The sequence below is a fragment of the Afipia birgiae 34632 genome (genome assembly GCF_000308295.2).
GTDB lineage: Bacteria > Pseudomonadota > Alphaproteobacteria > Rhizobiales > Xanthobacteraceae > Afipia > Afipia birgiae.
In genome coordinates this window covers 431858-457099 of sequence record NZ_HG326652.1, presented here as the reverse complement: position 1 = coordinate 457099, position 25242 = coordinate 431858, and the positions used below count along the sequence as shown (strand labels likewise).

The following is a 25242-nucleotide window of genomic DNA, read 5'->3' as shown; positions in this document are numbered from 1 at the left end:
TACTAATCATTTGTTAAGGCTGCCGAACCCACCTCCTGCGCCGCGATCCGGCGCTTTGAAGCGAGTGACAGACCCGTTGTCGAACATGAGCGAAGCCGACTTCCAGCTCCAGGGCATCCGCGATCCGCGTCTTGCGGTTCATGCGATGAGCAGCCTGCCTGCGTGGGTCTGGTCGCTCGACGGCGCACACATTCTCTGGGCCAATACCATCGGGGCGCGGTTGTTCGGCGAACGCAGCGCCGCAGCACTTTCTGAAAGAAAAGTCGGACCCGCCGATCCGCAGCGCCGCCAGGCGGCGCAACTCGCCGCACGGCTGTCGCCAGCCGGCACGCCGCGGCTCGAACGGCTGCGCGGTTTCGGCGCACCGCTTGGCCGCCTGCTGACATGCTCCTGCGCGCGGCTCACCTTCGCTGACGGGACCGCGGGCATTCTCATCGCCGCCGCGGACCCCGTCGGACGCCCGATGCCGCTGACCGAGCGGCTCGCGCATCTGGTCGACAGCGTCTCGATGCCCGCCATGACCTTCACGCCGAACGGCGCGCTGGCCGGCGCAAATGATCGCGCGAAAAACTTCCCCGGCCTGTTCAACGATCTCACCGGCCCCGGATTCGACGACGCGCGCAATGGCGCGCTGCGCGACGGACAGGCGACCCTGCAAATGGATCTCGGCCGCGTCACCGTGCATCGCGTCGGGACCGGCGAAGGGACAGCGTTGGTTGCATTGATCGGCGCCGTCATTGTGCCCAAGCCAATGCCGAAGCCGACGCCCGTGGTCGTCGCACCTGATGAGCCGGAGCCCGCAGGTGTCACCGAACATGTGGCGCAGACCGCGCCGGTTGAGCAGGCTGAACACATGCTGGAAACGCTCGCCGGCGTTCCACACCAAAGCGCGGCGCCGGAAACACCTTTCGAAGTGACGCCGGTCGATCTTTTCGAATCCGTGTTCGACGAACAGAGCGAACAGGCATCGCCGGTTCAGCAGAGCAGCATCACACCGCCTCACCCATCCGAGACACAGGCGAGCGATGGATCAGAGCCCGCGCCGCGCGAACCTGCGCATCAAGGCGCGCCCGCAGACCATGTCACGCGAATCTATTTCGACGACGAGCGCCGCAAGCCGGCAGCGCACGACATCGGCACCCACGATGTTTCGGCGACGCTGCTGGAAATGGACGGCCCGCCATTGACGCCGCGGCGGCATCCGCTGCGCTTCATGTGGCACATGGACGAGGACGGCCGCTTTTCGCTCGGCCTCGACGAATTCACCCGCCTGATCGGCTCGCGCACCGCTGCCGCGCTCGGCAGACCCTGGAATGAAATCGCCGATACGCTCGGCCTCGATCCCGACGACCAAGTGGCGGCGGCAGTTGCAACCCGCGAGACCTGGAGCAACATCGTCGTGAACTGGCCCGCCGACGGTGCAGGCGCACGATTGCCGGTCGAACTGTCGGGCCTGCCGATCTACGACCGCGCCGGACAATTTCTCGGCTATCGCGGCTTCGGCGTCTGCCGCGATATCGAGGGCATGGCGCGGCTCGCTGCGCGGCGCGGCGACGACGGGCTGTATTCATCGAAACCGCCTGCAACGCCACCGTCCGATGAACCGGCGGCGCAAGACGTCACGGTTTATGATGCCACCGGCAAAGAACCGGTGAGCCAGGACGTCACGGACGCGGCGGACGTCGATGCTCCAATGGAGCCGTTGCACCTTGTGGGCAGCACGCAAGACAACTTCCCGACAGAGAATTCACCGCGAACCGAATCGAAGTCCCCCGTGGATACTCCGCAAAACGTCGTACCGTTTCCCGTGGCCGAGCCGAAAGCGCCCGCGCTGACGGCAGTGGAAAGCAACGCCTTCGATGAACTGGCGCGGCGGCTCTCGGCGCGTCTTGAGAATGCGACAGAGAACGACACGCTGACCGATGCATCGGTGGCCGAACTGTTCGCGGCCGACGACACCGGGCAAGCGCACGAACCGGCTTCCGAACAGCCGGCGCTCGAAAACCCGCCCGCCTTCCTGCAACCGGAGCCGGTGCTGCCGCGCGCCAATGCCGCGCAGGATTCGCAACTTCTCGATCGTCTGCCGGTCGGCATTCTGGTGTACCGGCTCGACCGGCTGCTCTACGCCAACAAGGCGTTTCTCGCTTCTACCGGATACGACGATCTTCATGCGTTGACCGAGGCCGGCGGCCTCGACGCGCTGACCGTCGAAGCCGGCGCGGGCTCCGCCAGCAGCACCTCGGAGACCGGCACGCCGGTTGTGATTGCGGCCACCAGCAAGAGCGGCCCAGACAAGGGCGAACCCGCCGACGCCCGGCTGTTCGCCATCACATGGGACGGCGAACCCTCCCATGCACTGGTGTTCTCCGGGCCGCGTGCCGACCGAATCGAAACGACGCCCGCAGCGATGATCGCGCCAGTTGTCGTGACCAGCGATGACACCACGCAGGCGGAAGAGCTTGGCACCATTCTCGACAACACCGCTGAAGGCGTCGTGGTGTTCGATGGCGAAGGCCGCCTCCTTTCCTGCAACCGCAGCGCCGAAGTCCTGTTCGGCCGCGACGACAACGAGATGGCAGCGCTCAATCTGACCGATCTGTTCGCACCGGACAGCCAGCGCGCGGTGCAGGATTATGTAAACGAGGTCCGGACCGCTGCGGTGACGAGCCTGCTTCGCCATGACCGCGAGTTGCTGGGCCGTGCCCGCGACGGCAGCGCTATTCCCTTGTCGATGACCGTCGGCCGCACCCGGCCCGACAACGCGCGCTTCTTCGCGATCTTCCGCGACATATCGCAGGCGAAGAAGGGCGAAGGCGATTTGATGCAGGCGCGGCGTCAGGTCGAGCGCGCGACGAATGCCAAGGCGGATATTCTGGGGCGGATCAGCCACGAAGTCCGCATGCCGCTGAATGCCATCATCGGCTTCGCCGATGTGATGATCGAGGAACGCTTCGGCGCACTCGGCAACGAACGCTATGTCGAATACATGAAGGACATCCGCGCCTCCGGCCAGCGCGTGATGGCGATCATCGACGACCTGCTCGACCTGTCGCGCATCGAATCCGGCAAGATGGAACTGTCGTTCGCGAGCCAGGACCTCAACAGCATGGTCGAGCAATGCGTCGCGGTGATGCAGCCGCAGGCCAACCGCGAGCGTATCATCATCCGTACATCGCTGGCCCATGCCCTGCCGACCGTGAAGGCCGACGCCCGCGCGCTGCGCCAGATCGCGATGAACCTGATCGGGAATTCGATCCACCTCGCCAACACCGGCGGACAGGTGATCGTCTCAACCGCGACCACCGATTTCGGCGACATCGTGTTGCGCGTCCGCGACACCGGCCACGGCCTCAACGACAACGAGATCGCCGCCGCGATGGCGCCGTTCCGCACGGCGGGCGCATCGGACCAGACCGCCGACGGCTCGGTCGTGAACCTGTCGCTAACCAAAGCACTCGTCGAGGCCAACCGTGCGCAATTCCACATCAAGACCGCGCCGCATTCGGGCACGCTGATCGAGGTCGTGTTCTCCCACGCCAGCGCGATCGCATAAACAATCTGGAATCGCTCTAAACTCGCACTCTCGCGACATCGCGCCGCGTGAATGTCCACGTCCGCTGCGCTACAGAACCAGCACGATGCGCTGCTTTCAGTTCAGCGCACTTATCAAGCGCCGGAGTTTCTCATGTCACGAACCCGCATTGCCGCTGCAGCAACCGCTGTCGCATCCGCGATGATTTTGAACAGCCCGGCATTTGCCCAGTCCGGCGAGGTGAACGTCTACACCTACCGCGAGACCAAGTTGGTACAGCCGCTGATCGATGCCTTCACCAAGGACACCGGCATCAAGGTCAACATTGTCTCCGCGAGTTCCGGTCTTGAGCAGCGGATCAAGGCCGAGGGCGCCAACAGCCCCGCCGACGTGCTGCTGACGGTGGATGTCGGCCGCATCGCCGAAGCAGTGGATGCCGGCGTGACCCAGCCGATCAAGTCGGATGCGCTCGACAAGATCGTGCCCGCGCAATACCGCGATCCGGACGGCCACTGGGCCGGCATCTCGATGCGCGCGCGCGTGATTTACGCCTCGAAGGATCGCGTGAAGCAAGATGCCATTACGTATGAAGAACTGGCCGATCCGAAATGGAAGGGCAAGATCTGCATCCGCTCCGGCCAGCACATCTACAACAACGCGCTGTTCGCGGCCTATGTCGCGCATCATGGCGAAGCCAAAGCCGAGGAATGGCTGCGCGGCGTCAAGGCCAATCTCGCGCAAAAACCATCCGGCGGCGACCGCGAAACTGCGCGCGACGTCGCGGCTGGCAAATGCGACATCGGCATCGGCAACACCTACTACTGGGCGCTGATGATGAACCACGACGCCGACAAGAAGCCGTGGGCGGAAGCCACCAAGGTGATCCTGCCGACCTTCGCCGGCGGCGGCACCCATGTGAATCTCTCGGGCGTTCTGCTGGCGAAGAATGCGCCAAACCGCGCCAATGGCGTCAAACTGATCGAATGGCTCGCAGGCGAGAAGGCGCAACAGATGTATGCCGACGCCAACTACGAGTACCCGGTCCGCGCCGGTGTCGCCATCCATCCCACCATCGCAGGCTATGGCAAACTGAACGCCGACACGCTGCCGATCTCGAAGATCGCGGCCAACCGCAAGACGGCCTCCACGCTGGTCGACAAGGTGGGGTTCGACAATTGAGGCCCTCGTTCTGATTAACGAACCAATGACGGAAGAATTGGCCCTCTTCACCTCTCCCCGTTTACGGGGAGAGGTCGGCGCCACAAGCGCGTTTACGCGCGTCTTGGACGCGCTTTGGCGCCCGGTGAGGCGCACTTGTAAACCTTCGCGTAAAAACATGCCCCTCACCCCAACCCTCTCCCCGCAAGCGGTGAGAGGGAGTGAGGACACGTGACCACCACCCGCATTGCCGAACCCGCCGTCTCGGTGCTGGCGGTTTTCACCGCGGCGCTTGTCGCGCTGCCGGTGCTCGCGATCATCGTGATCGCGGCGCAGCCCGCGCCGGGTCTCTGGTCGCATCTCATCGACTACGTGCTGCCGCTGGCGCTGCGCGACACCGCAGCGCTGCTGTTCGGCGTTGGATCGGTTGCGCTTCTTGCGGGCGCGGGCACCGCATGGCTGGTGTCGTCGCATGATTTTCCGGGCCGCAGCGTGCTGCTCTGGCTGCTGCCGCTGCCGCTGGCGATTCCGACCTACATTGCAGCTTATGTTTATGTCGATCTGTTCGAGCCGCTCGGCCTCGTCCATCGCACGCTGACGCTGTGGCTCCCTGCGCGCGACGCGCTCACGCTGCTGCCCAATCTGCGCTCGCTGCCCGGCGCGATCCTCATCATCGGCATCGTGCTCTATCCTTATGTCTATCTGTCGGCGCGCGCGACGTTCCAGTTGCAGAGCGCCGAGTTCGCGGAAGCCGCGCGCACACTCGGCGCGGGCCGCTGGAACATTTTCTTGCGCATCTCGCTGCCTATGGCGCGGCCGGCGCTGGCCGTGGGCCTTGCGCTCGTCGCACTGGAAACGCTGAATGACATCGGCGCCAGCGAATATCTTGGCGTGCGCACGCTCACCGTCTCGATCTTCACGACCTGGCTCAATCGCGGCAGCCTGGCGGGCGCTGCGCAACTGTCCTGCCTCGTGCTGGTGATCGTCGGCGGGCTGATCGCAATGGAACGCTATGGCCGCCGCAACGCCGTCACCGAATTCTCGTCCGAGAGTCCGCGGCTGACACCGCGCACGCCGTTCAACGGGATCAAGGGCTGGCTGGCCTTCGCCGCGTGCGCCCTGCCGGTGCTGCTCGGCTTCATCGTGCCGCTGCTGTTTCTGCTGCAGCAGAGCATTCACCGCTCCTTGATGACGATGGACACAGCGATCTGGCGCGATGCGGTCAACTCGGTGATCTTCGCGGCGCTTGCGACGCTGGTGGCGCTCGCTCTTGGACTGGCGACGATCCTCGCAACGCGCTGGCGGCCCGGCTCATGGCGCTCGTTCTCTGCCAATATCGCCCAGACCGGTTACGCGCTGCCGGGGCTGGTCCTGGCGCTCGGCCTGTTATCGCCGGTGCTGGCAATCGACAACGCGCTCAACACATTCGCGGCGTGGCTCGGACTGGCATTGCCAGGCCTCGTGCTGATGGGGTCCGGCGCGGCTGTGGTCACAGCCTATGTCATCCGCTTTCTCGCGGTGCCGACCGGATTTCTGCGGGCCGGCTTTGAGCGCATTCCGTTCGATTACGACGACAGCGCGCGCAGCGCAGGCGCCGGACAGATCACCGCCATGCGCCGGATTCACCTCCCGCTGCTACGTCCGGCCCTGCTCGGCGCGGCCATCGTGGTGTTCGTCGATTGCCTGAAGGAATTGCCGGCAACGCTGCTGCTGCGTCCGCTCAATGTCGAGACGCTGGCGACCTCGATCTATCAGTATGCCAGCCGCGGCAGCTTCGAGGACGGCGCGCTCGCCGCGCTTCTGATCGTGGCGGCCAGCATCGGGCCGGTGGCATGGCTGACGCGGTTCTCGGATATTCCGCAGGGGCCGGCCTAGTGGAGTAGATTTGACATTCGCTAGCCGGCTATCCGCGAGTGAGTGAAGCGAATGTCAAATCCAAACTCCACTAGAAACCTATATTTGCTAGTGGTCCTTTGATTCCAACATTCGCAAAAAGGCCCGTTGCAATGGGATGCGAATGTTAGAATCGGACCACTAGGCGTCGGCAGAAACGATTAGGTCGTGCCCGCCTGATCGGTCTTTCGCGATATCGAAAAGATATCCCACGCCGCGATGAACATGGCCGCGATGACCGGACCGATGACAAAGCCGTTGAGCCCGAAGGCTTCGATGCCGCCCAGCGTCGAGATCAGCACGACATAATCCGGCAGCTTGGTGTCCTTGCCCACCAGCATCGGGCGCAGCAGATTGTCGACGAGGCCGATAACCAGAAAGCCGTAGGCGATCAGGATCGCGCCATCAAGAAACGATCCTGTGGCCAGGAGATAAAGCGCGACCGGCATCCAGACCAGACCGGCGCCGACGGCTGGCAGCAGCGACAGGAATGCCATCAGCACGGCCCACAGCAGCGCCGCATTTATACCGAGTATCCAGAAGATCAGACCGCCCAGCGCGCCCTGCGCCATGGCGACCAGAAGACTGCCCTTCACCGTGGCGCGGATCACGACAGTGAATTTCTCCAGCAGCGCGTCGCGCAGTTCGGCGCGCAATGGAATGGCGTCCTTGACGCGTTGCGACAACGCGTTGCCATCGCGAAACAGAAAGAACAGCAGATAAAGCATGATGGCGACATTGACGATGAATTCGAACGTGCTCTGGCCGATGTTCAATGCCTGGGCCGCGATCTGCTGGCTGCCTTTGAGCAGCCCGGCGGAGATTTTCTCCTGCATCCCGCCGAGGCTGGCGATGCCGAAGCGGTCGAGCACACCGGTTACCCATTGCGGCAGCGCATCAAGGCTCTGCTGAAACAATTTGACGAAGTCGAGTTGACCGGACTGCACCTTCGCGAACACAGCCGCCGCCTGCTGCGTCAGCGACGCGGCGATCAGCGTCAGCGGCAGGATCACGATCATCACGACCAGCACGATCATCGCCAGCGCCGCCAGCATGGGCCGCTGCGGAATCCTCCGCAGCAGCCGCCGGTAGAGCGGCGCGAACATGATGGCGATCACGACGCCCCAGAGAATCGCCCCGTAAAACGACGTGAGTATCCAGCCAAAGGCCAGCGATACCACCACGATCAGGATCAGGAAGGCCTTGTCTTCAATGCTGCCGCGCATCCGGTTGTCCTCGTTCGGTCCGATACGGACCACGTTCGCGGCAAAATGCAAGAGGCCTCAATGTAACAGGCGATTACACCGCTCGGTCCCGGAAAGCGGATAGTCTCTGGAACCGTTTCCTTTTTCGGCTGTGCTTGGGATCACCGCAACGCTATAATGTCTGCAATGATGGATGCTCTGAAATATCGAGTCGCAGCCAAACGGGGGCTTGCCCTCGCTGTAGTGCTGTATCTGACGGCACCTGCCGCTCAGGCCCAGGTGGCGCCAATCCAGTACTGGATTCCGGGTGGACCTTTCGGACTCGGTGGCGAGACCACGACGCAATATTGGGGAAGTACGCCGGACGAGGACGGCTTTCGCAAGGGCTTTTCGTTCAGTAGTTACAGCATACCGGCGAATTCATTCACCGGCAGCTTTGGCGCAAGCGCATTTACCGGCGGCAGCGGGTTGTCGTCCGACGGCGCGCAATACGCCTACAGCTTCAAGAGCCTCGGCGACACGCCGGTCACATTCTTCGGAGGCGTCAGTTCGCTTCGAACGACGCCGGACGTATTTACATCGCTCGTCACGCCCGGCTTCGAGCGGAGCAGCACGCTCGCCACCAGCATCAACGCTGGAGTCGAATTCAAACCGACTTCGAATATCAGTCTGTCGCTTTCAGCCGGTTACGTGCAGCCGTCCGCGACCTTCGACACCGACATGCGTTCGCAGTTGCCGTCCGCGCTAAATCCCGGCTTTCTCGGCCGGCGATAGCGTTAAATCACTCAAGCGTTCTTCAGCGCGACGCGGAAAGTCGCCTCGGTATTTGCCTTCACCTCGTCGAGCGTGACGCCGTCGGCAAGCTCAATGAGGGCCATGCCGTCCTTGCCGTGCTTGTCGATGGTGAACACCGCCAGATCGGTGACGACCATGTCGACGACGCGTTCGCCGGTCAGTGGCAGGTTGCAGCGATGCAGGAGCTTTGGGCCATCCTTGGCGGAGTGCTCCATCACAACGACGACGCGCTTGACGCCGGCGACGAGATCCATCGCGCCGCCCATGCCCTTCACCATCTTGCCGGGGATCATCCAGTTGGCAAGATCGCCGTTCTCGGCGACCTGCATCGCGCCGAGGATCGACAGATCGATATGGCCGCCGCGCACCATCGCGAACGAATCCGCGCTGGAGAAGTAGCTGGTGTCCGGCAGTTCGGTCACCGTCTGCTTGCCGGCGTTGATGAGATCGGGATCTTCCTCGCCCTCATACGGAAACGGGCCCATGCCGAGCATGCCGTTCTCGCTCTGCAGCGAAACGTCGAGGCCGGCGGGAATATAGTTCGAGACCAGCGTCGGGATTCCGATGCCGAGATTGACGTAATAGCCGTCGCGCAGTTCCTTCGCGGCGCGCGCTGCCATCTGTTCACGGGTCCAGGCCATGGGGCTCTCCTCTGGAAATCAGTTACGCGCGCTTGCGCAGGGTGCGCTGCTCGATACGCTTCAGCTTCGGATCGACCTGCACCACACGCTGCACGAAAATGCCCGGCGTATGAATGTGATCGGGATCGATCTCGCCAGCCGGAACAAGGTGCTCGACTTCCGCGATGGTGACCTTCGCAGCGGTCGCCATCATCGGGTTAAAGTTGCGCGCGGTCTTGCGATACACGAGATTGCCCGCGGTATCGCCCTTCCAGGCGTGAACGATGGCGAGATCGGCGACGAGGCCGGTCTCCATGATGTACTTCTCGCCATTGAACTCGCGGACTTCCTTGCCTTCGGCGATCAGCGTGCCGACACCCGTCTTGGTGAAGAACGCCGGGATGCCAGCACCGCCGGCGCGAATGCGCTCTGCCAGAGTGCCCTGCGGATTGAATTCCAGTTCGAGTTCGCCCGCGAGGAACTGCTGCGCGAACAGCTTGTTCTCGCCGACATAAGACGAAATCATCTTCTTGATCTGGCGGGTTTCCAGCAGGCGGCTGAGCCCGATGCCGTCGACGCCGGCATTGTTCGACACAACCGTCAGGTTCTTGACCCCGCTTTCGCGCAAGGCGTCGGACAGGACCTCGGCGATGCCGCAGAGGCCGAAACCGCCGGACATGATCATCATGCCGTCTTTCACAACGCCATCGAGCGCGGATTTCGCGTCGGGGTAAACCTTGTTCATGAGGGTGCAACCTGATGGAGGGAAATGGGCGGGCAAGCCGCTCGTGTGGTGGTTCGCAAGTCCGCTTTCGAGGCGATTATTAGGCGGAATCTTCAAGGCGCGTCAATCGCGGCGCGGCGCCTCGCCCGGCCGCTGTCCGGCAATGCGGTCCGGCGCGCCATCTTGTCCGAACACCTTCGAATACCTTGGTTTTGGGACGCGATTGCAGGGGTTACGGCTTGGGATGGCCTTGAAAGCGTCAAGAAAAGCAATCAAGTTGCAGCCTGCGCTGCGGTGGGAAACCTGCCGGTGCCTTCAGACCCAAACCTGCCGGATGACCTCATTGACGATGGCCCAAGGGATAAAGCGCCTGGGGATGCCGATTGCGGCATTTCTTGCTGCCGCGCTGCTCGGCCTGATCGCCATTTCCTGGATGATCGACCCGAACGCCGTGCGGCTTTCGGTCGAGAAACAGATTCGCGCGGCGACCGGTCTCGACCTGATGGTCAACGGCGACGTGCGCGTTTCGATTTTTCCGGGCAGCGCCATCACATTGCAGCAGGTCGGATTGAAGGGCGCGAGTTCGCGCGGCAGCGGCATCGCCGACGAGCCTCTGACCGTCGAGGAACTCACGGCGAACCTGCGCCTGCTGCCGCTCCTGATGCGGCGTTATGAAATCGCCGACGTGACGTTGCTGCATCCGCGGATCAACGTGAAGCGCAACGCCGACGGCCGCAGCAACTGGTCGCCCATCATCGAGACGCTGGCCCGCACCATCAAGCCGGGCGTCGACAGCCCGGTGTCGTTCTCCGAAATCCGTATCAAGGAGGGCGTCCTCACCTTTCAGAACGATGCCCGCGAGATTGCCGAGACCGTCAATGGCATCGATCTGTCGCTCGCATGGCCGTCAATCTCGCGCTCCTTCGCCGCCACCGGACAGTTCAACTGGCGCAATGAGCTCGTCGACGGCAGCCTCAGCATCACCGATTTCATCGCCGCGCTGTCCGGAGACCGTTCCGGCATCAAGGTCCGCGTCGCCAGCACGCCACTGAAATTTGCCTTCGACGGCGCGGTGGCCAACCGCACCAGCCTGTTGATGGAAGGCACGCTCACCGCCGACAGCCCGTCGCTGCGCAACGCGCTGCGCTGGGCCGGGCAGGCTCCTCCCGGCACCGGCGGACTGGGACGCTTCGCGCTCAAGGCCCGCACCAACATGGTCGGTGACTCGATCGCACTGACCAACGTCAATCTCGAACTCGACGGCAACACCGCCGAAGGCGTCATCACCTACAGCAACAACGACCGGCAGAGGGTGCAAGCCACCCTCGCTGCGGATGCGCTCGACTTTACGCCCTACATCGACACCATTCGCCTGGTCGCCAGCGGTGCGCGTGACTGGAACCGGCAGCTGTTCGACCTGCGCGGCCTCTCCGCCACCGATCTCGACATGCGCCTGTCGGCGGCGAAGGTCGCCATCGGCCCCACCAGGATCGGCCGCACCGCGCTCGGCGCAAACCTGCGCAGCGGAACGCTGGCGCTGAGCATCGGCGAAGCACAGATTTACGGCGGCATCCTCAAGGGATCATTCGGCGTGACGCGCGCCGACGCGGACGCCGAGGTCAAGGCCCAGTTCCAGTTTACCGATGTCGACCTGGCGAGTTGCGTTCAGGAACTGTTTGGCGTCAACAGGCTGACAGGACGTGGCAATCTTAACTTCGCGCTGGAGGCCAAGGGCGCCAGTCCGTTTACGCTGGCGCAATCGCTCGACGGTACCGCGACGCTGACCGGCCACGATGGCGCGATCAGCGGGCTCAATGTCGAACAACTCCTCAAGCGGCTGGAACGCCGCCCGCTGTCGGGCGCGGGCAATTTCCGCAACGGCTCGACGCCGTTCGATTCGCTGAACATCGCGATCCGCTTCAACGACGGCGTCGCCACAGCGGAAGACGCGCGGATCGAGGGCCCCACGACGCGCGTGCTGATGACCGGGACGGCCTCGGTGCCGTCCCGCGAATACGATCTGAAGGGCGTCGCCAGTCTCGTCACCGCAAGCGACGCGCCGCCGGCGTTTCAGCTTCCGTTTGTCGTGCAGGGCCCGTGGGACGATCCGCTGATTTTCCCGGATTCGGATTCACTGATCCGCCGCTCGCCTGCGTCTGCACCGCTGCTCGATTCGCTGAAGGACCGTAAAACGCGCGACGCGGTGAAATCCGTGATCGAACGTTTCACCGGCGGCAAGAAGCCAGAGCAGCCTGCGGCACAACCCCAGGCCGCAGCTCCGCCGTCCGGCACATCCACGTCGCTGCCGACGCCGGTCCTGCCCGCCCCGATCCCGCCCGCAGAAACACCCGTGCCGCCGCATTCCACCGATGCGCCGCCATCGGCGCCGCCTGCCGACAGCCCCGCGCAAGCCATGCCTCCGGCGGCCACCGAATCCCATCCGGAAAAGGCCGACTAAAGCGGCGCTGCGTTTTCGCCCTGGTCGCTCGACAGTTTCGACACCAGCGACGCCGCAACGATCACTAGCGCAACCGCCGCGATCACCAGCGTACAGATTGCATTGATCTCCGGCTTCACGCCGAGCCGGACCTCCGAATAGATCCGGATCGGCAGCGTCGCCGAGCCCGGCCCCGTGGTGAAACTCGCGATCACCAGATCGTCGAGCGAGAGCGTAAAGGCCAGCATCCAGCCCGCCGCGATCGACGGCAGCATCAGCGGCAGCGTCACTGCGATGAAGGCCTGCACCGGGGAGCAGCCAAGATCCATCGCGGCCTCCTCGAGGCTGCGGTCGAGCGCGCCGAGCCGCGACTGCACCACCACCGTGACGAAGCACATGGTCAGCGTGGTGTGTGCGATGGTGACGGTCCAGAATCCGCGCCCGGCATCGATGGCCACGAACAGCAGCAGCAGCGACAGCCCGGTAATGACTTCCGGCATCACCAGCGGCGCGTAAAGCATGCCGGAGAACAGCGTGCGCCCCCTGAAGCGCTCGCCGCGCGACAACGCCAGCGCCGCCAGCGTGCCGAGCACAGTCGCCGCCGTTGCCGAGAAAAATGCCACACGCAGGCTCATCCATGCGGCCGACAGCATGGCCTCGTCATTGAAGAATTCGGTGTACCAGCGCAGCGACCAGCCGCCCCACACCGTCACCAGACGCGAGGCGTTGAACGAATAGATGACGAGAATCGCGATGGGCAGGTACAGGAACGCCAGTCCCAGGGCGATGGACCCCAGGTTGAAACCCGACAGGCGTGCGACGTTGCGGGCCGCCATCAGTGCGTCTCCAGATGACGGCGCTGCAGCTTCTCATAGACCAGCAGCGGCACCAGCAGCAGCGCAAGCAGCACGATCGCAATCGCCGATGCCACCGGCCAGTCCTTGTTGGTGAAGAACTCCAGCCACAATGTCTGGCCGATCATCATGCGATCCGAACCCGCCAGCAGATCGGGGATCACGAATTCGCCGACAATGGGAATGAAGCACAGCAGCAGGCCCGCGCCGACACCGGGCAATGACAGCGGGACTGTCACCAGCCAGAAGGCTTTCAGCCGCGACGCGCCGAGATCGGCCGCGGCTTCCAGCAGCGCATCATCCATCTTCGACAGCGTCGCATAGAGCGGCAGGATCATGAACGGAAAATATGAATAGACGATACCGAGATACATTGCCGTATCGGTCGAGAGCCAGACCATCGGCTTGTCGATGATGCCGAGCGCCAACAGCGTCTTGTTGAGCAGGCCGTCATGCTGGAGCACGTTGATCCAGGCGTAGATGCGGATCAGGAATGAGGTCCAGAACGGCACGACCACCAGCATCATCGCAATCGGCTGCCAGCGCTGCGGCAGCCGCGACATGCCGTAAGCCACCGGATAGCCGATCAGCAGAAGGATGGCCGTCGATGTGACGGCGACCGCGAGACTGCGGACATACGAGAGAACGTAAAGGTCGTCCGACACCAGCAGCTTGAAATTATCGAGCGACAACGTTCCCAGCGCCGTCTTGAACACATCCCATCCCGCCGCGAGATCGAACACCGGAACGTAAGGCGGCTGGGCGATGGCGGTCTGCGACAGCGCGATCTTCAGCACGAAGCCGAACGGCACCAGGAAGAACAGCGCCATCCACAGATACGGCGCCAGCGCAGCCAGCCGCGCCGGGCGCGTGAAAATGCGCCGCCCGCTCATCGGTCCAGCACCACGACGTCATCGGGTGCAAACGAGACGCTCACCCGTTGCCCGACTGCAAATCCATCAGCGGTTGCGCGCGTGGCGTTCGGCAGCGCAACCCGCAACACCGCGCCCTTGTCGAGTTTCACGCTGTACATCGACAGGCCACCGAGGAAACCGGCGGAGACGAGATGACCCGCGAGCGCATTGACTGACGCAGCCGCATCCGGCGCCGGTTGCGACAGCCGGATTTTCTCCGGCCGGATGGCGACGCAGACATGGTCCTTCGCGGAGAGCGGCATATGCGATGCCGCGATTGCACCGGCGCTTTCGGTCGCGATCATGAAATGTCCGGATTGTCGTGCGGCAACCTGTCCCTCGATCAGATTGATGTCGCCGACGAAGCCCGCGATCCAGCGCGAGTTCGGCGCTTCATACAGTTCGCGCGGCGGCGCAACCTGCACGAGGCGGCCCTTGTCCATCACCCCGATCCGGCCGGCGACCGTCATGGCCTCTTCCTGATCGTGGGTGACGATGATGAAGGTCATGCCGAGACGGCGCTGCACCTCCAGCAATTCGGCCTGCGTGCTTTCGCGCAATTTTTTGTCGAGCGCTGCGAGCGGCTCGTCGAGCAGCAGCATCCGCGGGCGTCGCGCCAGCGACCGCGCCAGCGCCACGCGCTGGCGTTGGCCGCCGGACAATTGATCGGAGCGGCGCTTCTCGAGCCCCTGAAGACGCACCAGCGCCACCATCTCCGCCACCCGCGCCGCGATCTCATCCTTCGGCAAACCGGCGCGCTTCAGGCCGAACGCGATATTGCCCTCGACGCTCAGGTGCGGAAACAGCGCGTAGTTCTGGAACATCATGTTGACGGGCCGCTCATGCGGCAGCACCTGTGCGATATCGTTGCCGTCGAGATGGATCGCGCCCTCGTCGGGCGTCTCAAATCCCGCCAGCATGCGCAGCAGCGTGGTCTTGCCGCAGCCGCTCGGCCCCAGCAGCGCGAAGAATTCACCGGCCGCGATATCAAGCGACAGATCGTCAACAGCGGTGAATCCGCCGAAGCGTTTCACCACCGAGGCTATGCGCAGCAACGGCTTCTCACCTGTCGCCGCCATCATGCCGCAGCCATGAATGTTGCAAGTGCCCCCCGGTCCGGCCGCGACATCGTCAGGCCGAGTTTGGACCGCCGCCACAAAATGTCGTCGGCGAAGCGAGCGAATTCTTCTCTCATCAAATAGCGTACCTCCGCGCCGGTGAGGTCATCGCCGAATACCGGGCCAAGATCATCCATGCTTTTTGCCGCACCCAGAATCCGGTCGATCCGCGTGCCATAGGCAGCGACCAGCCTTTCGGCGTGACGTTCGCCGAGAAACGTCCAGCGCCTGCGCGCATCATCCACCTGATCGTCGAAACTCTCGTGAGAAAAGCCTCCGCCGGGCAACGGCGCCGCCGCCGTCCACGTTGGCGACGCCGCGAACAGCGACGTCAATTGCGCCAACGCACGCTCCGCGCGCAACCGCGCGCTGGTGGTCGTGCCGCCGACCACTGTCAACAGCGGCGCTTCGCGATGCCCGCGATTCATTTTCACAAAACCATCGCGACGATCTTCAGCAACGCAGCCGGCCATCGCATGCACGACATCGGCGGGTTCCACCCGCTCGCGGAAGTAGCGGCTGGCCGCCGTGCAAAGATAGGCCAGATCGTCCGCGCCGGCCGACACCATCGCCGGATCGCCGCCGAAGCCACGTTCGGACGTGCCGATCAATGTAAAATCACGCTGATAGGGAATGGCGTAGATCATCCGGCGGTCGTCATTCTGGAGGACGTAGACAGTGTCGTGATCGAATATCCGCCTCACGACGATCTGGCTGACTTTCGTGAAACTCGCTTGGACGGCAGGCAAATGCAATACTGTTTCAGCAACCTGCCGCGTCCACGCTCCGCTCGCGTTCACCAGCGCCCGCGCTGTGACGGTTTCTCGCTGGCCGCGGTTGACCACCGTGAGTTTCCAGACCTTGGAGCGATCGGCCCAGACGCAGCGCGCGCCGGTCCGGATCGCAGCACCGCGCGCGGCAGCGTCGACGGCGTTGATAACCACAAGCCGCGTTTCATCGACAATGCAATCGGACCAGGACAATGCCAGCCCGAGCGAGCGCATCAGCGGGTGCCCGGCCTCGTGGATGGTCAGATCGAGAATTTCCGAACGTGGCAGCGGGCTCCGCGCGGCAAGCCAGCCGTAGACAAAAAGGCCGGCCCGCAACATCGCAGGCGGCCGCTCCCCGGCATGAACCGGCAGAACAAAGCGCAGCGGGCGCACCAGATGCGGTGCGGCCCGCAGCGCGATGTCCCGCTCCGCCAAGGCGGCGCGCACGCGCAGCACATTGCCGTGTTCGAGATCGATGAAATTGCCGTGCATCAGATGCGGAGCCGCCGGTGCAGCGCCACCGCCAAGGTCGTTCTGCTCGAACAAGGCGACTCGAAGACCGCGGCCGGCAGCGTCACGCGCAAGACACACGCCGTTGAGACCGCCCCCGATGATCGCGATGTCGACATCAGCCATGCCGCGATGATCTCCGACGGTCACCCTCGCGAGTCAAGTCCGACGGATTCTGGATGGTCAGCGCGCGTCAGCCGACCTTGCGCGGAATTTTGACGACGTCCTTGCCTACAGGGCGCTTGGCGCGTCCGATCCATTCGGCATAGGCCTCGATCGGCGCAGGTTTGCCGAGGAAATATCCCTGCACCTGATCGCAGGCCTCGTCGACGAGGAAGCTAAGCTGCTCCTGGGTTTCCACGCCTTCGGCGACGATGGAAATGCTGAGGCCGTGGCCAAGACCGATCATGGCGCGGATGATGGCGGCGGACTGGGTGTTGCGGCCGAGATTCATCACGAAGGTCCGGTCGATCTTGATCTTGTCGAACGGGAACGCCTGCAGGTAGGTCAGCGAGGAATAGCCGCTGCCGAAATCGTCCATGGCGATCCGCACGCCGAGCGACTTCAGCCGCCGCAACAACGACAGCCCGCGATCGAAATCCTCGATCAGCACGCCCTCGGTGATCTCAAGCTCCAGCCGGCCGGGCGCAAGGCCGGTCTCGAGCAGGATGGAATGGACCAGCCCGACCAGATCGCCGTGCATGAACTGGGCCGGCGACAGATTGACCGAGATCTGCAGGTCCTTGGGCCATGAGGCGGCCTCGCGGCAGGCCTGGCGCAGAATCCACTCGCCCATTTCGACGATCAGGCCGCTTTCTTCCGCCAGCGGGATGAAATCGCTGGGCGGGACGAAGCCGCGCACCGGATGGGTCCACCGCGCCAGCGCCTCGAAGCCGAGAACATGATCCGTCGTCATCTTGTGGCGCGCACGGGCCTGCGGCTGGTAGTGCAGCGACAATTCGCCGTTCCGGATTGCGGTGGACAGGTCCTGATGCAGCGCACGCCGGTCACGCAATTGCTGGTCCAGCTCCATGTCGAAGAAATTGATCGACCCGCGCGATGTGGTTTTGGCGCGGAACAGCGCCGCGTCGGCGTTGGTGAGCAGCGTTTCGGCATCGCGGCCGTTGCGCGGATAAACCGAGATGCCGATGGTGAGGCCGATGCGGACCGCCCTGCCCTCGAACATGAATTCTGTCTGCATCGACTGCATCAACCGCGCGGCAAGCGCTTTCGCGGAATCCGGCTGCAGGCCATCGATGATCAGGCCGAACTCGTCGCCGCTGAGGCGCGCGACGACGCCGCCGGAGATGACGGATTCGAGGCGGCGCGCGAACTCGATCAGCAGTTGGTCGCCCACCTCGTGACCGAACACATCGTTGATTTCCTTCAGACGGTCGAGATCGAGCGACAACACGGCGAACTCCTCGTCGGTGTCCTCGCAGGCGTCGATCATCTGCTCCAGCGCCTGCAGGAACGCGGCGCGGTTGGGCAGTTCGGTCAGCGCATCGTGATAGGCCATGTGGGCCATGCGCGATTCGGTTTCACGGCGATCCGTGATGTCTTCGTTGGTCTTGATCAGATATTGCGGTTCGCCGGCTTCATCGAGCACAGTGACGCGCCGGGTCAGGAACAGGCGCAATCCGCTTTCGGTCTGAATCGGATGCTCTTCGGTGACGATGCCCTTCTTGCGGACGGCGTCATCGTCGCGCTTGCGGATGAGCCTTACATCGGCGGGATTATAGATGTCCTCAATGGTGCAGCCGATGACGTCTTCGCGCCTCCGGCCCAGCATCGCCTCGGCGGTACGATTGGCAAGAACGTACTGATCATCGCTCAGCCGCTTGACCACCAGTGAAACAGGAATGTTGTCGACGACAAGTTCAAGGAATTTCTTCGCGCTCTGGATTTCGCGCGACAGCGACCTCCGATCGGTCACGTCCTCGAACAGCGCCACCAGGAATTCCGGCCTGCCCTTCTCGTCGCGCGCAATCATACGGTTGCAGGCAACCTGGCGCATGCTGCCGCCAAGCTCGACGAGCAATTCGGTCCGCGTCTGCCCCGTCAGCGACGCAATCGCGTCACGATCCGCCTGCGCAACGGCCAGCGCGGCCTCCGGCACGTAAACTCTTTCGGCGGTGTTACCGATAATCTGGTCGCGGCTCAGGCCGGAGAACTGTTCAAATGCGCGATTGGCAAGAATGTATCTGCCGTCCTCAATGCTCTTGACTGCGACGCAGACCGGAATGTTGTCGATGACCGATTCAAGGAAGCTCTTGGTGGTCGCAAGCTGCCGGGACAGCTTGCGCTGGTCGGTGCAATCCTCGTGCGTGGAGACGATGCCGCCGTTGGACAATTCGCGGTGCTTGATCAGAATGGAACGCCCGTCCGCCAGCTCGCAGATGCAGCCGCTCGCGGTTTTGACGTTGCGATAGTATTCGTCGATGTCGCCGCTCAGCATGCCGCGCTGCATGCGCAATGCGGTGAGTTCGCGGCCGGTCATTCCAGCCGAAAGATCGGCGCGGGTCAGTCCGTAGATTTCGAGATAGCGGTCGTTGCAGAACACAATGCGTTTGCGCGCATCGATCATGACGATACCGGTGCCGAGGCTGTTGAGGGCACTGGAGACGAAGGCCGCGCGCCGGATATTTGCGTGGCGCGCCCGCCGCAATGCAGTCGATATCCACAGGATGATCGCGGTGAGAAACGCGACGATCACAAAACCGCCGATCACCACCTGCCATATTATGGCGGTGTGTGCGCTATCCATCGACGACGCCGAGAATGTGCCATCCGGATTGGCGACGATCTGCGCAGCCGCACTTCCCGACAGCAAAGTCGGGATGCAGACATACGCAGCGGCCCACACCCGGCTCGCTGTGGTAGCTCGTGCTTGCTTCTGCCAGCCGGTCATTACCATTCCGCGGAATTCTTCATCCGCAGTCTCTGGCTGCACCTCTTTGGATCGGGTAAACGCGTAAGCGCACGCCACCGACAATGTGACTTAAATGCGGGCAATTGGCCTGCTATGCTTAATCAAGTCCTAACGCAGAGTGCATCGCGGCACCGCCAACTGGATAAGAAATGAGCAGAAAAGAAACCTCTTCCGCAAAGCGGACGGTCGATGGACAGGGTTGAGTGTGTTGTGGTTGGCGCCGGCGTCGTGGGCCTTGCCTCCGCGCGGCGGCTGGCGCAAGCCGGCCTTGAAGTCGTCGTGGTCGAGGCCGCCGGCGACATCGGAACCGGCACGTCCTCGCGCAATAGCGAAGTCATTCACGCCGGAATCTACTATCCGGCGGGAAGCCTGATGGCGCGTCTGTGCGTCACCGGCAAACAGGCTCTCTATAACTACTGCAACGACCACGGCGTCCCGTACCGCCGGTGCGGCAAACTGATCGTCGCCACGGCGGACAATGAGCGCGACAAGCTCGCCGCCATCAAATCGCACGCGGAAGCCAACGGCGTCGACGATATGCAGGTGCTGTCCGATAGGGAGGCGCGCGCGCTTGAACCAGCCCTGAACTGCGTCGGCGCACTGCTGTCGCCTTCCACCGGCATCGTCGACAGTCACGCCTATATGCTGGCGCTGCGTGGTGAGATCGAAGATTCCGGCGGTGCACTGGCATTTCACGCGCCGCTTGTGCGCGCGAAAGCCGTGCCGGATGGATTCCAGGTCGAAATCGGCGGCGACACGCCGATGGTGCTGCAATGCCGTGTGCTGATCAATTCGGCCGGACTCAATGCGCCCGCCATCGCCCGCGCCATCGACGGCATGCCGTCCAATCGCATTCCGACCAGCTACTATGCCAAGGGCAATTATTTCAGCTGCAGGACGCGCGCGCCGTTCTCGCACCTGATCTATCCGGTGCCGGAGCCCGGCGGCCTCGGCGTTCATCTGACGATCGATCTCGGCGGCCAGGCGAAATTCGGACCCGACGTGGAATGGGTCGATAGCCTCGACTACGCCGTGGACCCTGCGCGGGCGGAACGGTTTTACCCAGCGATCCGACGTTACTGGCCGACGCTGCCGGACGGTGCCCTGACGCCGAGCTATTCCGGAATCCGGCCGAAGATCGTCCCCCCCGCGGTCGCCCGGCAGGATTTCGTGATTCAAGGGCCGCAGGACCATGGCCTTGCGGGACTGGTCAACCTGTTCGGCATCGAGTCGCCCGGCCTCACGTCATCCCTCGCCATCGCGGACGATGTCGCACGCATCGCGGGAGTCAATCCATAAGCGACCAGACGTGTGCCATCTCTGCAACGGCAACTGTTGCCGTTACATCGCTCTGAACTGCCGGAAGGATACGGTCGAGGGAGTTCAGTGGACCGTTGCGAGCTTGATGCGCTCGATTTGGTCCTTAAGCACCAGCTTGCGGCGCTTCAGTTCGATAATCTGGAGGTCGTCGGTAGAAAGATGCTGGAGAGCATCGTGCAATTCGTTTTCCAGAACTTCGTGTTTCCGTTCCAGTTCAACGAGATGCGCCTGAATCGCCATAAGAAGTCTCCTCGGTAAGTGGACCTCAGATCGGATCTGGACGGTTAAGTCTACATGACAGAGCTCATCTGTCGACAGCGGAGTCAAAACAGCCGTTCAAAATTTTCGTGCATAAAGGAAACGAATTGTGAGGGAACCCGCCCCGCGCTACCATCGCTAGTGGAGTGGATTTGACATTCGCGCCCCTACCCGCGGCGAGTCCGCAAAGCGAATATCAAATCCCAAACTCCACCAGAGCTTATGCTTTCGAGTGTCCGTCGATTTTAACATTCGCAAAAATACCCGCCGAAAACCGAGGCGAATGTTAAAATCGGACCACTAGAGTTGGTAACGATTTTCTGCAATGACAATCATGCAGATGCTTTCAGTAACACTTCGCTGAAAGTCCGGGCGATTCAGTCAACGACGGTTATGGTAGATCAAGACAACAACGAATTTGCGCTTGAACTGGCGCAGCTGCAGCAGGAGCATCGCGATCTCGATGTCGCCATCGAGGCGCTGCATCAGTCGCCTGCGCCCGACCTGCTCAGATTGCAGCGTTTAAAAAAACGCAAGCTGCAGTTGCGCGACCGGATTACCTTCATCGAAGACCAGATCACGCCCGACATTATCGCGTGATATAGCGACACATCAGAGCGCCGAAAGAACGCGGCCTCGCCGCATCACCTTTCGCGCGTACATCGCGCGATCGGCAGCTTCCATCACAGATGCCGCATCGGCCGCTGCATCGATTAGCGCAACGCCCGTCGATGCACCGGCCACCACCGAATGGCCCCTAAAAACGAATGTCAGCCGGTCAATCGCCTCTTCCAGAGCGGCTGCTTTCGCCAAAGCATCGGTTTCGGTCAAATTCCAGAGCAGCAATCCGAATTCGTCGCCGCCCAGCCGTCCCACCACATCCGACGAGCGGACGTGGCGCATCAGCACCGCGACCACGCCCTTGAGCACGATGTCGCCGGCCGCGTGACCGAACGTGTCGTTAATCGGCTTGAGGCGATCGACGTCGAGCACGATCAGCGCGCCGGTCGCCTTGTAACGCCGGATGTAGGCGATCGACCGGTCCAGCTCCCGCTCGAAGCCGCGACGGTTGTAGATGTTCAGCAGGAAATCGGTGTCGGCCCAGGCCTGCAATTCGTCGATCCGGGCCTGGGCGGCGGCGAGTTCCGCCTTCAGGGCCGAGACCTGCCGTCTTGCCTTGGCCAAGGGAGCCGACGCGGGCTTTCGCTTCGGCTTCACCGGGATGGTCTTGGAGTCGGCTTTGGCGGCGGATTTGCTTCGGCCCGCTGCGCGCCCGAGCTGCTTCTTCGCCACCGGACCCCGTGATGCCACTTTGCCGCGCGCTTTCTTCACGTTTCCGCCCTTAATCCGCTTGACCGGCACCGCCATTGACCATGAAAGGATAACGGATTCGCACCAGCTTGCCACGCAGGGGCGTAACCCTATAATCCGCCCTCTTTTTCTGCTCTTTTTGAAGATTCCGAATGACCGCCCCCGTTGCCATCATCATGGGAAGCCAGTCCGACTGGGAGACCATGCGTCACGCCGCAGTGACCCTGACCGCGCTCGGCGTTGCGCACGAGGCGCGGATCGTCTCGGCGCACCGCACGCCGGAGCGACTTTACAACTTCGCCAAGGGCGCCAAGGCGGCCGGGTTCCAGGTCATCATCGCCGGCGCCGGCGGTGCGGCCCATCTGCCCGGCATGGCGGCCTCCCTGACGGAACTTCCGGTGTTCGGTGTTCCGGTGGAATCCAAGGCGCTGTCGGGCGTCGATTCGCTGTATTCGATTGTGCAAATGCCCGCCGGAATCCCGGTTGGCACCTTGGCGATCGGAAAGTCCGGCGCTATCAATGCCGCCCTGCTCGCCGCAAGCGTGCTGGCGCTCAACGATGCCGGCCTTGCAACCCGGCTTGCGACATGGCGCAAGCAGCAGACCGAGGCCGTGAGCGAGCGCCCAGAGGACAACTAGTGATCCGGTTCTGACATTCGTATCCTATCTTCAGCGAGCACTTTTACGAATGTCAGAACCAAAGGATCACTAGGATTATAATTTGTTAGTGTCCTTTCGTATCCGACGTTCGCTCGGAAGGCGCTGCGGAGTGAAGCGAACGTCGGATACGGGACACTAAGTGACATCTTCAAGTCGGGTGACGCTGAAACCAGGCGACACCATCGGAATTCTTGGCGGCGGACAATTGGGCAGGATGCTCGCACTTGCGGCCGCACGCCTCGGCCTCAAGGCCCAGGTGTTTTCTCCGGATCCGGATTCACCGGCCTTCGACGTCGTGCAGAACGCATCCTGCGCGGAATACGCCGATGTCGAAGCGCTGGAGCTGTTCGCATCGGATGTCGCCGTCATCACCTACGAATTCGAAAACATCCCCTCGTCCACGGCGATGATCCTGTCGGCCCGGCGTCCGGTGCTGCCGGACCCGAAGGTGCTGGAAACCGTGCAGGACAGGCTCGCGGAAAAGAATTTCGTCAGCAAACTTGGTATCGCCACCGCGCGCTATGCCGATGTCTCCTCTGCGCAGGAATTGAAAGCCGCCATCGGGCAGATCGGCCTGCCCGCGGTGCTCAAAACCCGGCGCTTCGGCTACGACGGCAAGGGTCAGGTCGTAATCCGCGAGGGTGACGATCCGGAAGCGGTGTGGGCCGATCTCGAAACGCGATCTGCGATCCTTGAGGCCTTCGTGCCGTTCGAGCAGGAGATTTCCGTGGTCGCAGCGCGCGGCACCGACGGCGAAGTGGTTTGCTACGACGTCACCGAGAACGAGCATCGCGACCACATCCTGAAGTTTTCCTGCGCGCCCGCGCGCATTTCCGATGAACTCGCAGCGCAAGCCCGGGTCATCGCCGAAAAGATTGCCGCCGCGCTGGATTATGTGGGCGTGCTGGCGGTGGAACTGTTCGTGGTGCCAGGCGAGGATGGGCCGAGCCTGCTGGTCAATGAGATCGCACCCCGGGTGCACAATTCCGGTCACTGGACCCTCGACGGGGCCTCGGTGTCGCAGTTCGAACAGCACATCCGCGCCATCGCCGGCTGGCCGCTGGCGCATCCGGTTCGCCACGGCGACGTCACCATGACCAACCTGATCGGCGATGACATCCTCGACTACGGCAAGTGGCTGGGCGTTCCCGGCGCCACCGTGCACCTCTACGGCAAGGGCGCTCCCCGACCTGGCCGTAAAATGGGCCATGTGACCGAAGTTAAGGCTCCGCAAAAGTAAAAGGCTGCCGCGATTGCTCGCGACAGCCTTGGTCTTTCCCTGAATCAGGCGCTACCTGCCTGCGACGATTCCCACCGGCTCGTCGCTCAGCCAGCGATAGACCACGCCGCCGATGACGCCGCCGATCAGCGGCGCGACCCAGAACAGCCAAAGCTGCTGAATGGCCCATCCGCCGACGAACAGCGCGGGACCCGTGCTGCGCGCCGGGTTCACCGACGTGTTGGTGACGGGAATGCTGACGAGATGGATCATCACCAGCGCAAGGCCGATCGCCAGCGGAGCGAAACCGGCCGGCGCCTTGCCGTGGGTCGCCCCCATGATGATGAACAGGAACATCGCAGTCATCGCCACTTCGCACACAAAGCCCGCCAGAAGGCTGTATTTGCCGGGCGAATGGTCCGCGTAGCCATTGGAGGCGAAACCGCCTGCGAGATCGAATCCGGCCTTGCCGCTGGCGATGACGTAGAGCAGGCCCGCGCCAAGCACGGCGCCGATCACCTGGGCAATGATGTACGGAACGACCTGACCGGCTGGGAAGCGGCCGCCTGCGGCCAGCCCGACGGTGACGGCGGGATTGAGATGGCACCCTGAAATATGACCGATAGCAAAGGCCATCGTCACCACGCTCAGGCCAAACGCGAACGAAACACCCAAAAGCCCGATACCGACCTGCGGAAAAGCAGCTGCCAGGACGGCGCTTCCGCAACCCGCAAATGTCAGCCAGAATGTGCCGATCGCCTCGGCGGTGTACTTCTTCGCATTCATCTTCAGTCTCCATGGTCGAGGCGTGGATCGCCTCTTTACGAGACCACATGGCAAGCTGGCGGAGGGTTCCCCGCCCCCTCGAATCATGGCCCCGGCAGGGCAACGTTGGACGGTATTTTGAACTTTCCCAGCGGGGAAAATGGCTATCCACAGGTGGACATTCCCGGTTTGATCTGGTACATCCGCGCCCTTGATGGGAAGGGCGTGGCCTTTAGCCGGTCCTTCGT

General features: G+C 62.9%; 20 protein-coding genes. 9 read left to right on the top strand and 11 right to left on the bottom strand.

Going from position 1 to position 25242, the window contains the following annotated elements; all coding sequences use genetic code 11:
• Nucleotides 1-85 precede the first annotated feature (85 nt).
• The 3 genes from BN32_RS02090 (at nt 86) to BN32_RS02080 (ending at nt 6565) form a co-directional block, all read left to right on the top strand.
• Nucleotides 86-3553: a PAS domain-containing sensor histidine kinase gene (locus BN32_RS02090; RefSeq protein ID WP_040425856.1), complete on the top strand. Its 3468-nt coding sequence runs from the start codon at nt 86-88 to the stop codon at nt 3551-3553.
• 132 nt (nt 3554-3685) lie between these two features.
• Nucleotides 3686-4711, top strand: a complete 1026-nt coding sequence (locus tag BN32_RS02085; protein WP_040425855.1) for a Fe(3+) ABC transporter substrate-binding protein — start codon at nt 3686-3688, stop codon at nt 4709-4711.
• 210 nt (nt 4712-4921) lie between these two features.
• Nucleotides 4922-6565: an ABC transporter permease gene (locus BN32_RS02080; RefSeq protein ID WP_019195589.1), complete on the top strand. Its 1644-nt coding sequence runs from the start codon at nt 4922-4924 to the stop codon at nt 6563-6565.
• Between the two features lie 179 nt (nt 6566-6744).
• Here BN32_RS02080 and BN32_RS02075 read toward each other — a convergent pair whose 3' ends face one another.
• Nucleotides 6745-7809 (bottom strand): AI-2E family transporter, encoded by a 1065-nt coding sequence (locus BN32_RS02075; protein ID WP_040425854.1) that lies wholly within the window; start codon nt 7807-7809, stop codon nt 6745-6747.
• A 165-nt stretch (nt 7810-7974) separates the two neighbouring features.
• Here BN32_RS02075 and BN32_RS02070 point away from each other — a divergent pair, with 165 nt between their 5' ends.
• Nucleotides 7975-8562, top strand: a complete 588-nt coding sequence (locus BN32_RS02070; protein WP_019195587.1) for a hypothetical protein — start codon at nt 7975-7977, stop codon at nt 8560-8562.
• Nucleotides 8563-8573: 11 nt separating this feature from the next.
• Here BN32_RS02070 and BN32_RS02065 read toward each other — a convergent pair whose 3' ends face one another.
• Together BN32_RS02065 and BN32_RS02060 are read right to left on the bottom strand one after the other, a co-directional pair.
• Complete coding sequence (locus BN32_RS02065) at nt 8574-9224, bottom strand: 3-oxoacid CoA-transferase subunit B (protein ID WP_019195586.1); 651 nt, start codon at nt 9222-9224, stop codon at nt 8574-8576.
• Between the two features lie 22 nt (nt 9225-9246).
• On the bottom strand, nt 9247-9948 hold the full coding sequence (locus tag BN32_RS02060; protein WP_019195585.1) for a CoA transferase subunit A: 702 nt from the start codon (nt 9946-9948) through the stop codon (nt 9247-9249).
• A 328-nt stretch (nt 9949-10276) separates the two neighbouring features.
• Here BN32_RS02060 and BN32_RS02055 point away from each other — a divergent pair, with 328 nt between their 5' ends.
• Nucleotides 10277-12385, top strand: coding sequence for an AsmA family protein (locus BN32_RS02055; RefSeq protein WP_040425853.1), 2109 nt, complete (start codon nt 10277-10279; stop codon nt 12383-12385).
• Here the strand turns inward: BN32_RS02055 and BN32_RS02050 are convergent.
• The 5 genes from BN32_RS02050 to BN32_RS02030 all read right to left on the bottom strand — a co-directional run bounded on the left by BN32_RS02050 (nt 12382) and on the right by BN32_RS02030 (nt 19441).
• Nucleotides 12382-13200, bottom strand: coding sequence for an ABC transporter permease (locus tag BN32_RS02050; protein WP_019195583.1), 819 nt, complete (start codon nt 13198-13200; stop codon nt 12382-12384). The genes BN32_RS02055 and BN32_RS02050 overlap by 4 nt on opposite strands.
• Nucleotides 13200-14111 carry an ABC transporter permease gene (locus tag BN32_RS02045; RefSeq protein WP_019195582.1) on the bottom strand — a complete coding sequence of 304 codons (912 nt, stop codon included), beginning with the start codon at nt 14109-14111 and terminating at the stop codon, nt 13200-13202. Before BN32_RS02045 ends, BN32_RS02050 begins: the two co-directional genes overlap by 1 nt.
• Nucleotides 14108-15214 carry an ABC transporter ATP-binding protein gene (locus BN32_RS02040; RefSeq protein WP_040425351.1) on the bottom strand — a complete coding sequence of 369 codons (1107 nt, stop codon included), beginning with the start codon at nt 15212-15214 and terminating at the stop codon, nt 14108-14110. Before BN32_RS02040 ends, BN32_RS02045 begins: the two co-directional genes overlap by 4 nt.
• The gene (locus BN32_RS02035) at nt 15211-16656 is read right to left on the bottom strand and encodes a glycerol-3-phosphate dehydrogenase (RefSeq protein WP_019195580.1); all 1446 of its coding nucleotides are present in this window, start codon (nt 16654-16656) and stop codon (nt 15211-15213) included. Before BN32_RS02035 ends, BN32_RS02040 begins: the two co-directional genes overlap by 4 nt.
• A gap of 67 nt (nt 16657-16723) precedes the next feature.
• On the bottom strand, nt 16724-19441 hold the full coding sequence (locus BN32_RS02030; protein WP_019195579.1) for a sensor domain-containing protein: 2718 nt from the start codon (nt 19439-19441) through the stop codon (nt 16724-16726).
• Nucleotides 19442-19651: 210 nt separating this feature from the next.
• Here BN32_RS02030 and BN32_RS02025 point away from each other — a divergent pair, with 210 nt between their 5' ends.
• A complete protein-coding gene (locus tag BN32_RS02025; protein ID WP_019195578.1) occupies nt 19652-20761 on the top strand; it encodes an NAD(P)/FAD-dependent oxidoreductase in 1110 nt (369 codons plus the stop codon).
• 84 nt (nt 20762-20845) lie between these two features.
• Here the strand turns inward: BN32_RS02025 and BN32_RS25895 are convergent, their stop codons facing one another.
• On the bottom strand, nt 20846-21022 hold the full coding sequence (locus BN32_RS25895) for a YdcH family protein (protein WP_006022144.1): 177 nt from the start codon (nt 21020-21022) through the stop codon (nt 20846-20848).
• Between the two features lie 411 nt (nt 21023-21433).
• Between BN32_RS25895 and BN32_RS02020 the strand changes: the two genes are divergently transcribed.
• Nucleotides 21434-21640: a YdcH family protein gene (locus tag BN32_RS02020; RefSeq protein WP_019195577.1), complete on the top strand. Its 207-nt coding sequence runs from the start codon at nt 21434-21436 to the stop codon at nt 21638-21640.
• Between the two features lie 12 nt (nt 21641-21652).
• On the opposite strand, the gene BN32_RS02015 is transcribed toward BN32_RS02020, so the two are convergent.
• Nucleotides 21653-22408 (bottom strand): GGDEF domain-containing protein, encoded by a 756-nt coding sequence (locus BN32_RS02015; RefSeq protein WP_019195576.1) that lies wholly within the window; start codon nt 22406-22408, stop codon nt 21653-21655.
• Between the two features lie 95 nt (nt 22409-22503).
• On the opposite strand from BN32_RS02015, the gene purE reads away from it, so the two are divergent.
• The gene (gene purE, locus BN32_RS02010) at nt 22504-22989 is read left to right on the top strand and encodes a 5-(carboxyamino)imidazole ribonucleotide mutase (protein WP_019195575.1); all 486 of its coding nucleotides are present in this window, start codon (nt 22504-22506) and stop codon (nt 22987-22989) included.
• Nucleotides 22990-23149: 160 nt separating this feature from the next.
• A complete protein-coding gene (locus BN32_RS02005; RefSeq protein WP_040425349.1) occupies nt 23150-24250 on the top strand; it encodes a 5-(carboxyamino)imidazole ribonucleotide synthase in 1101 nt (366 codons plus the stop codon).
• Between the two features lie 51 nt (nt 24251-24301).
• On the opposite strand, the gene aqpZ is transcribed toward BN32_RS02005, so the two are convergent.
• A complete protein-coding gene (gene aqpZ, locus BN32_RS02000) occupies nt 24302-25015 on the bottom strand; it encodes an aquaporin Z (RefSeq protein ID WP_019195573.1) in 714 nt (237 codons plus the stop codon).
• Between the last annotated feature and the right edge of the window lie 227 nt (nt 25016-25242).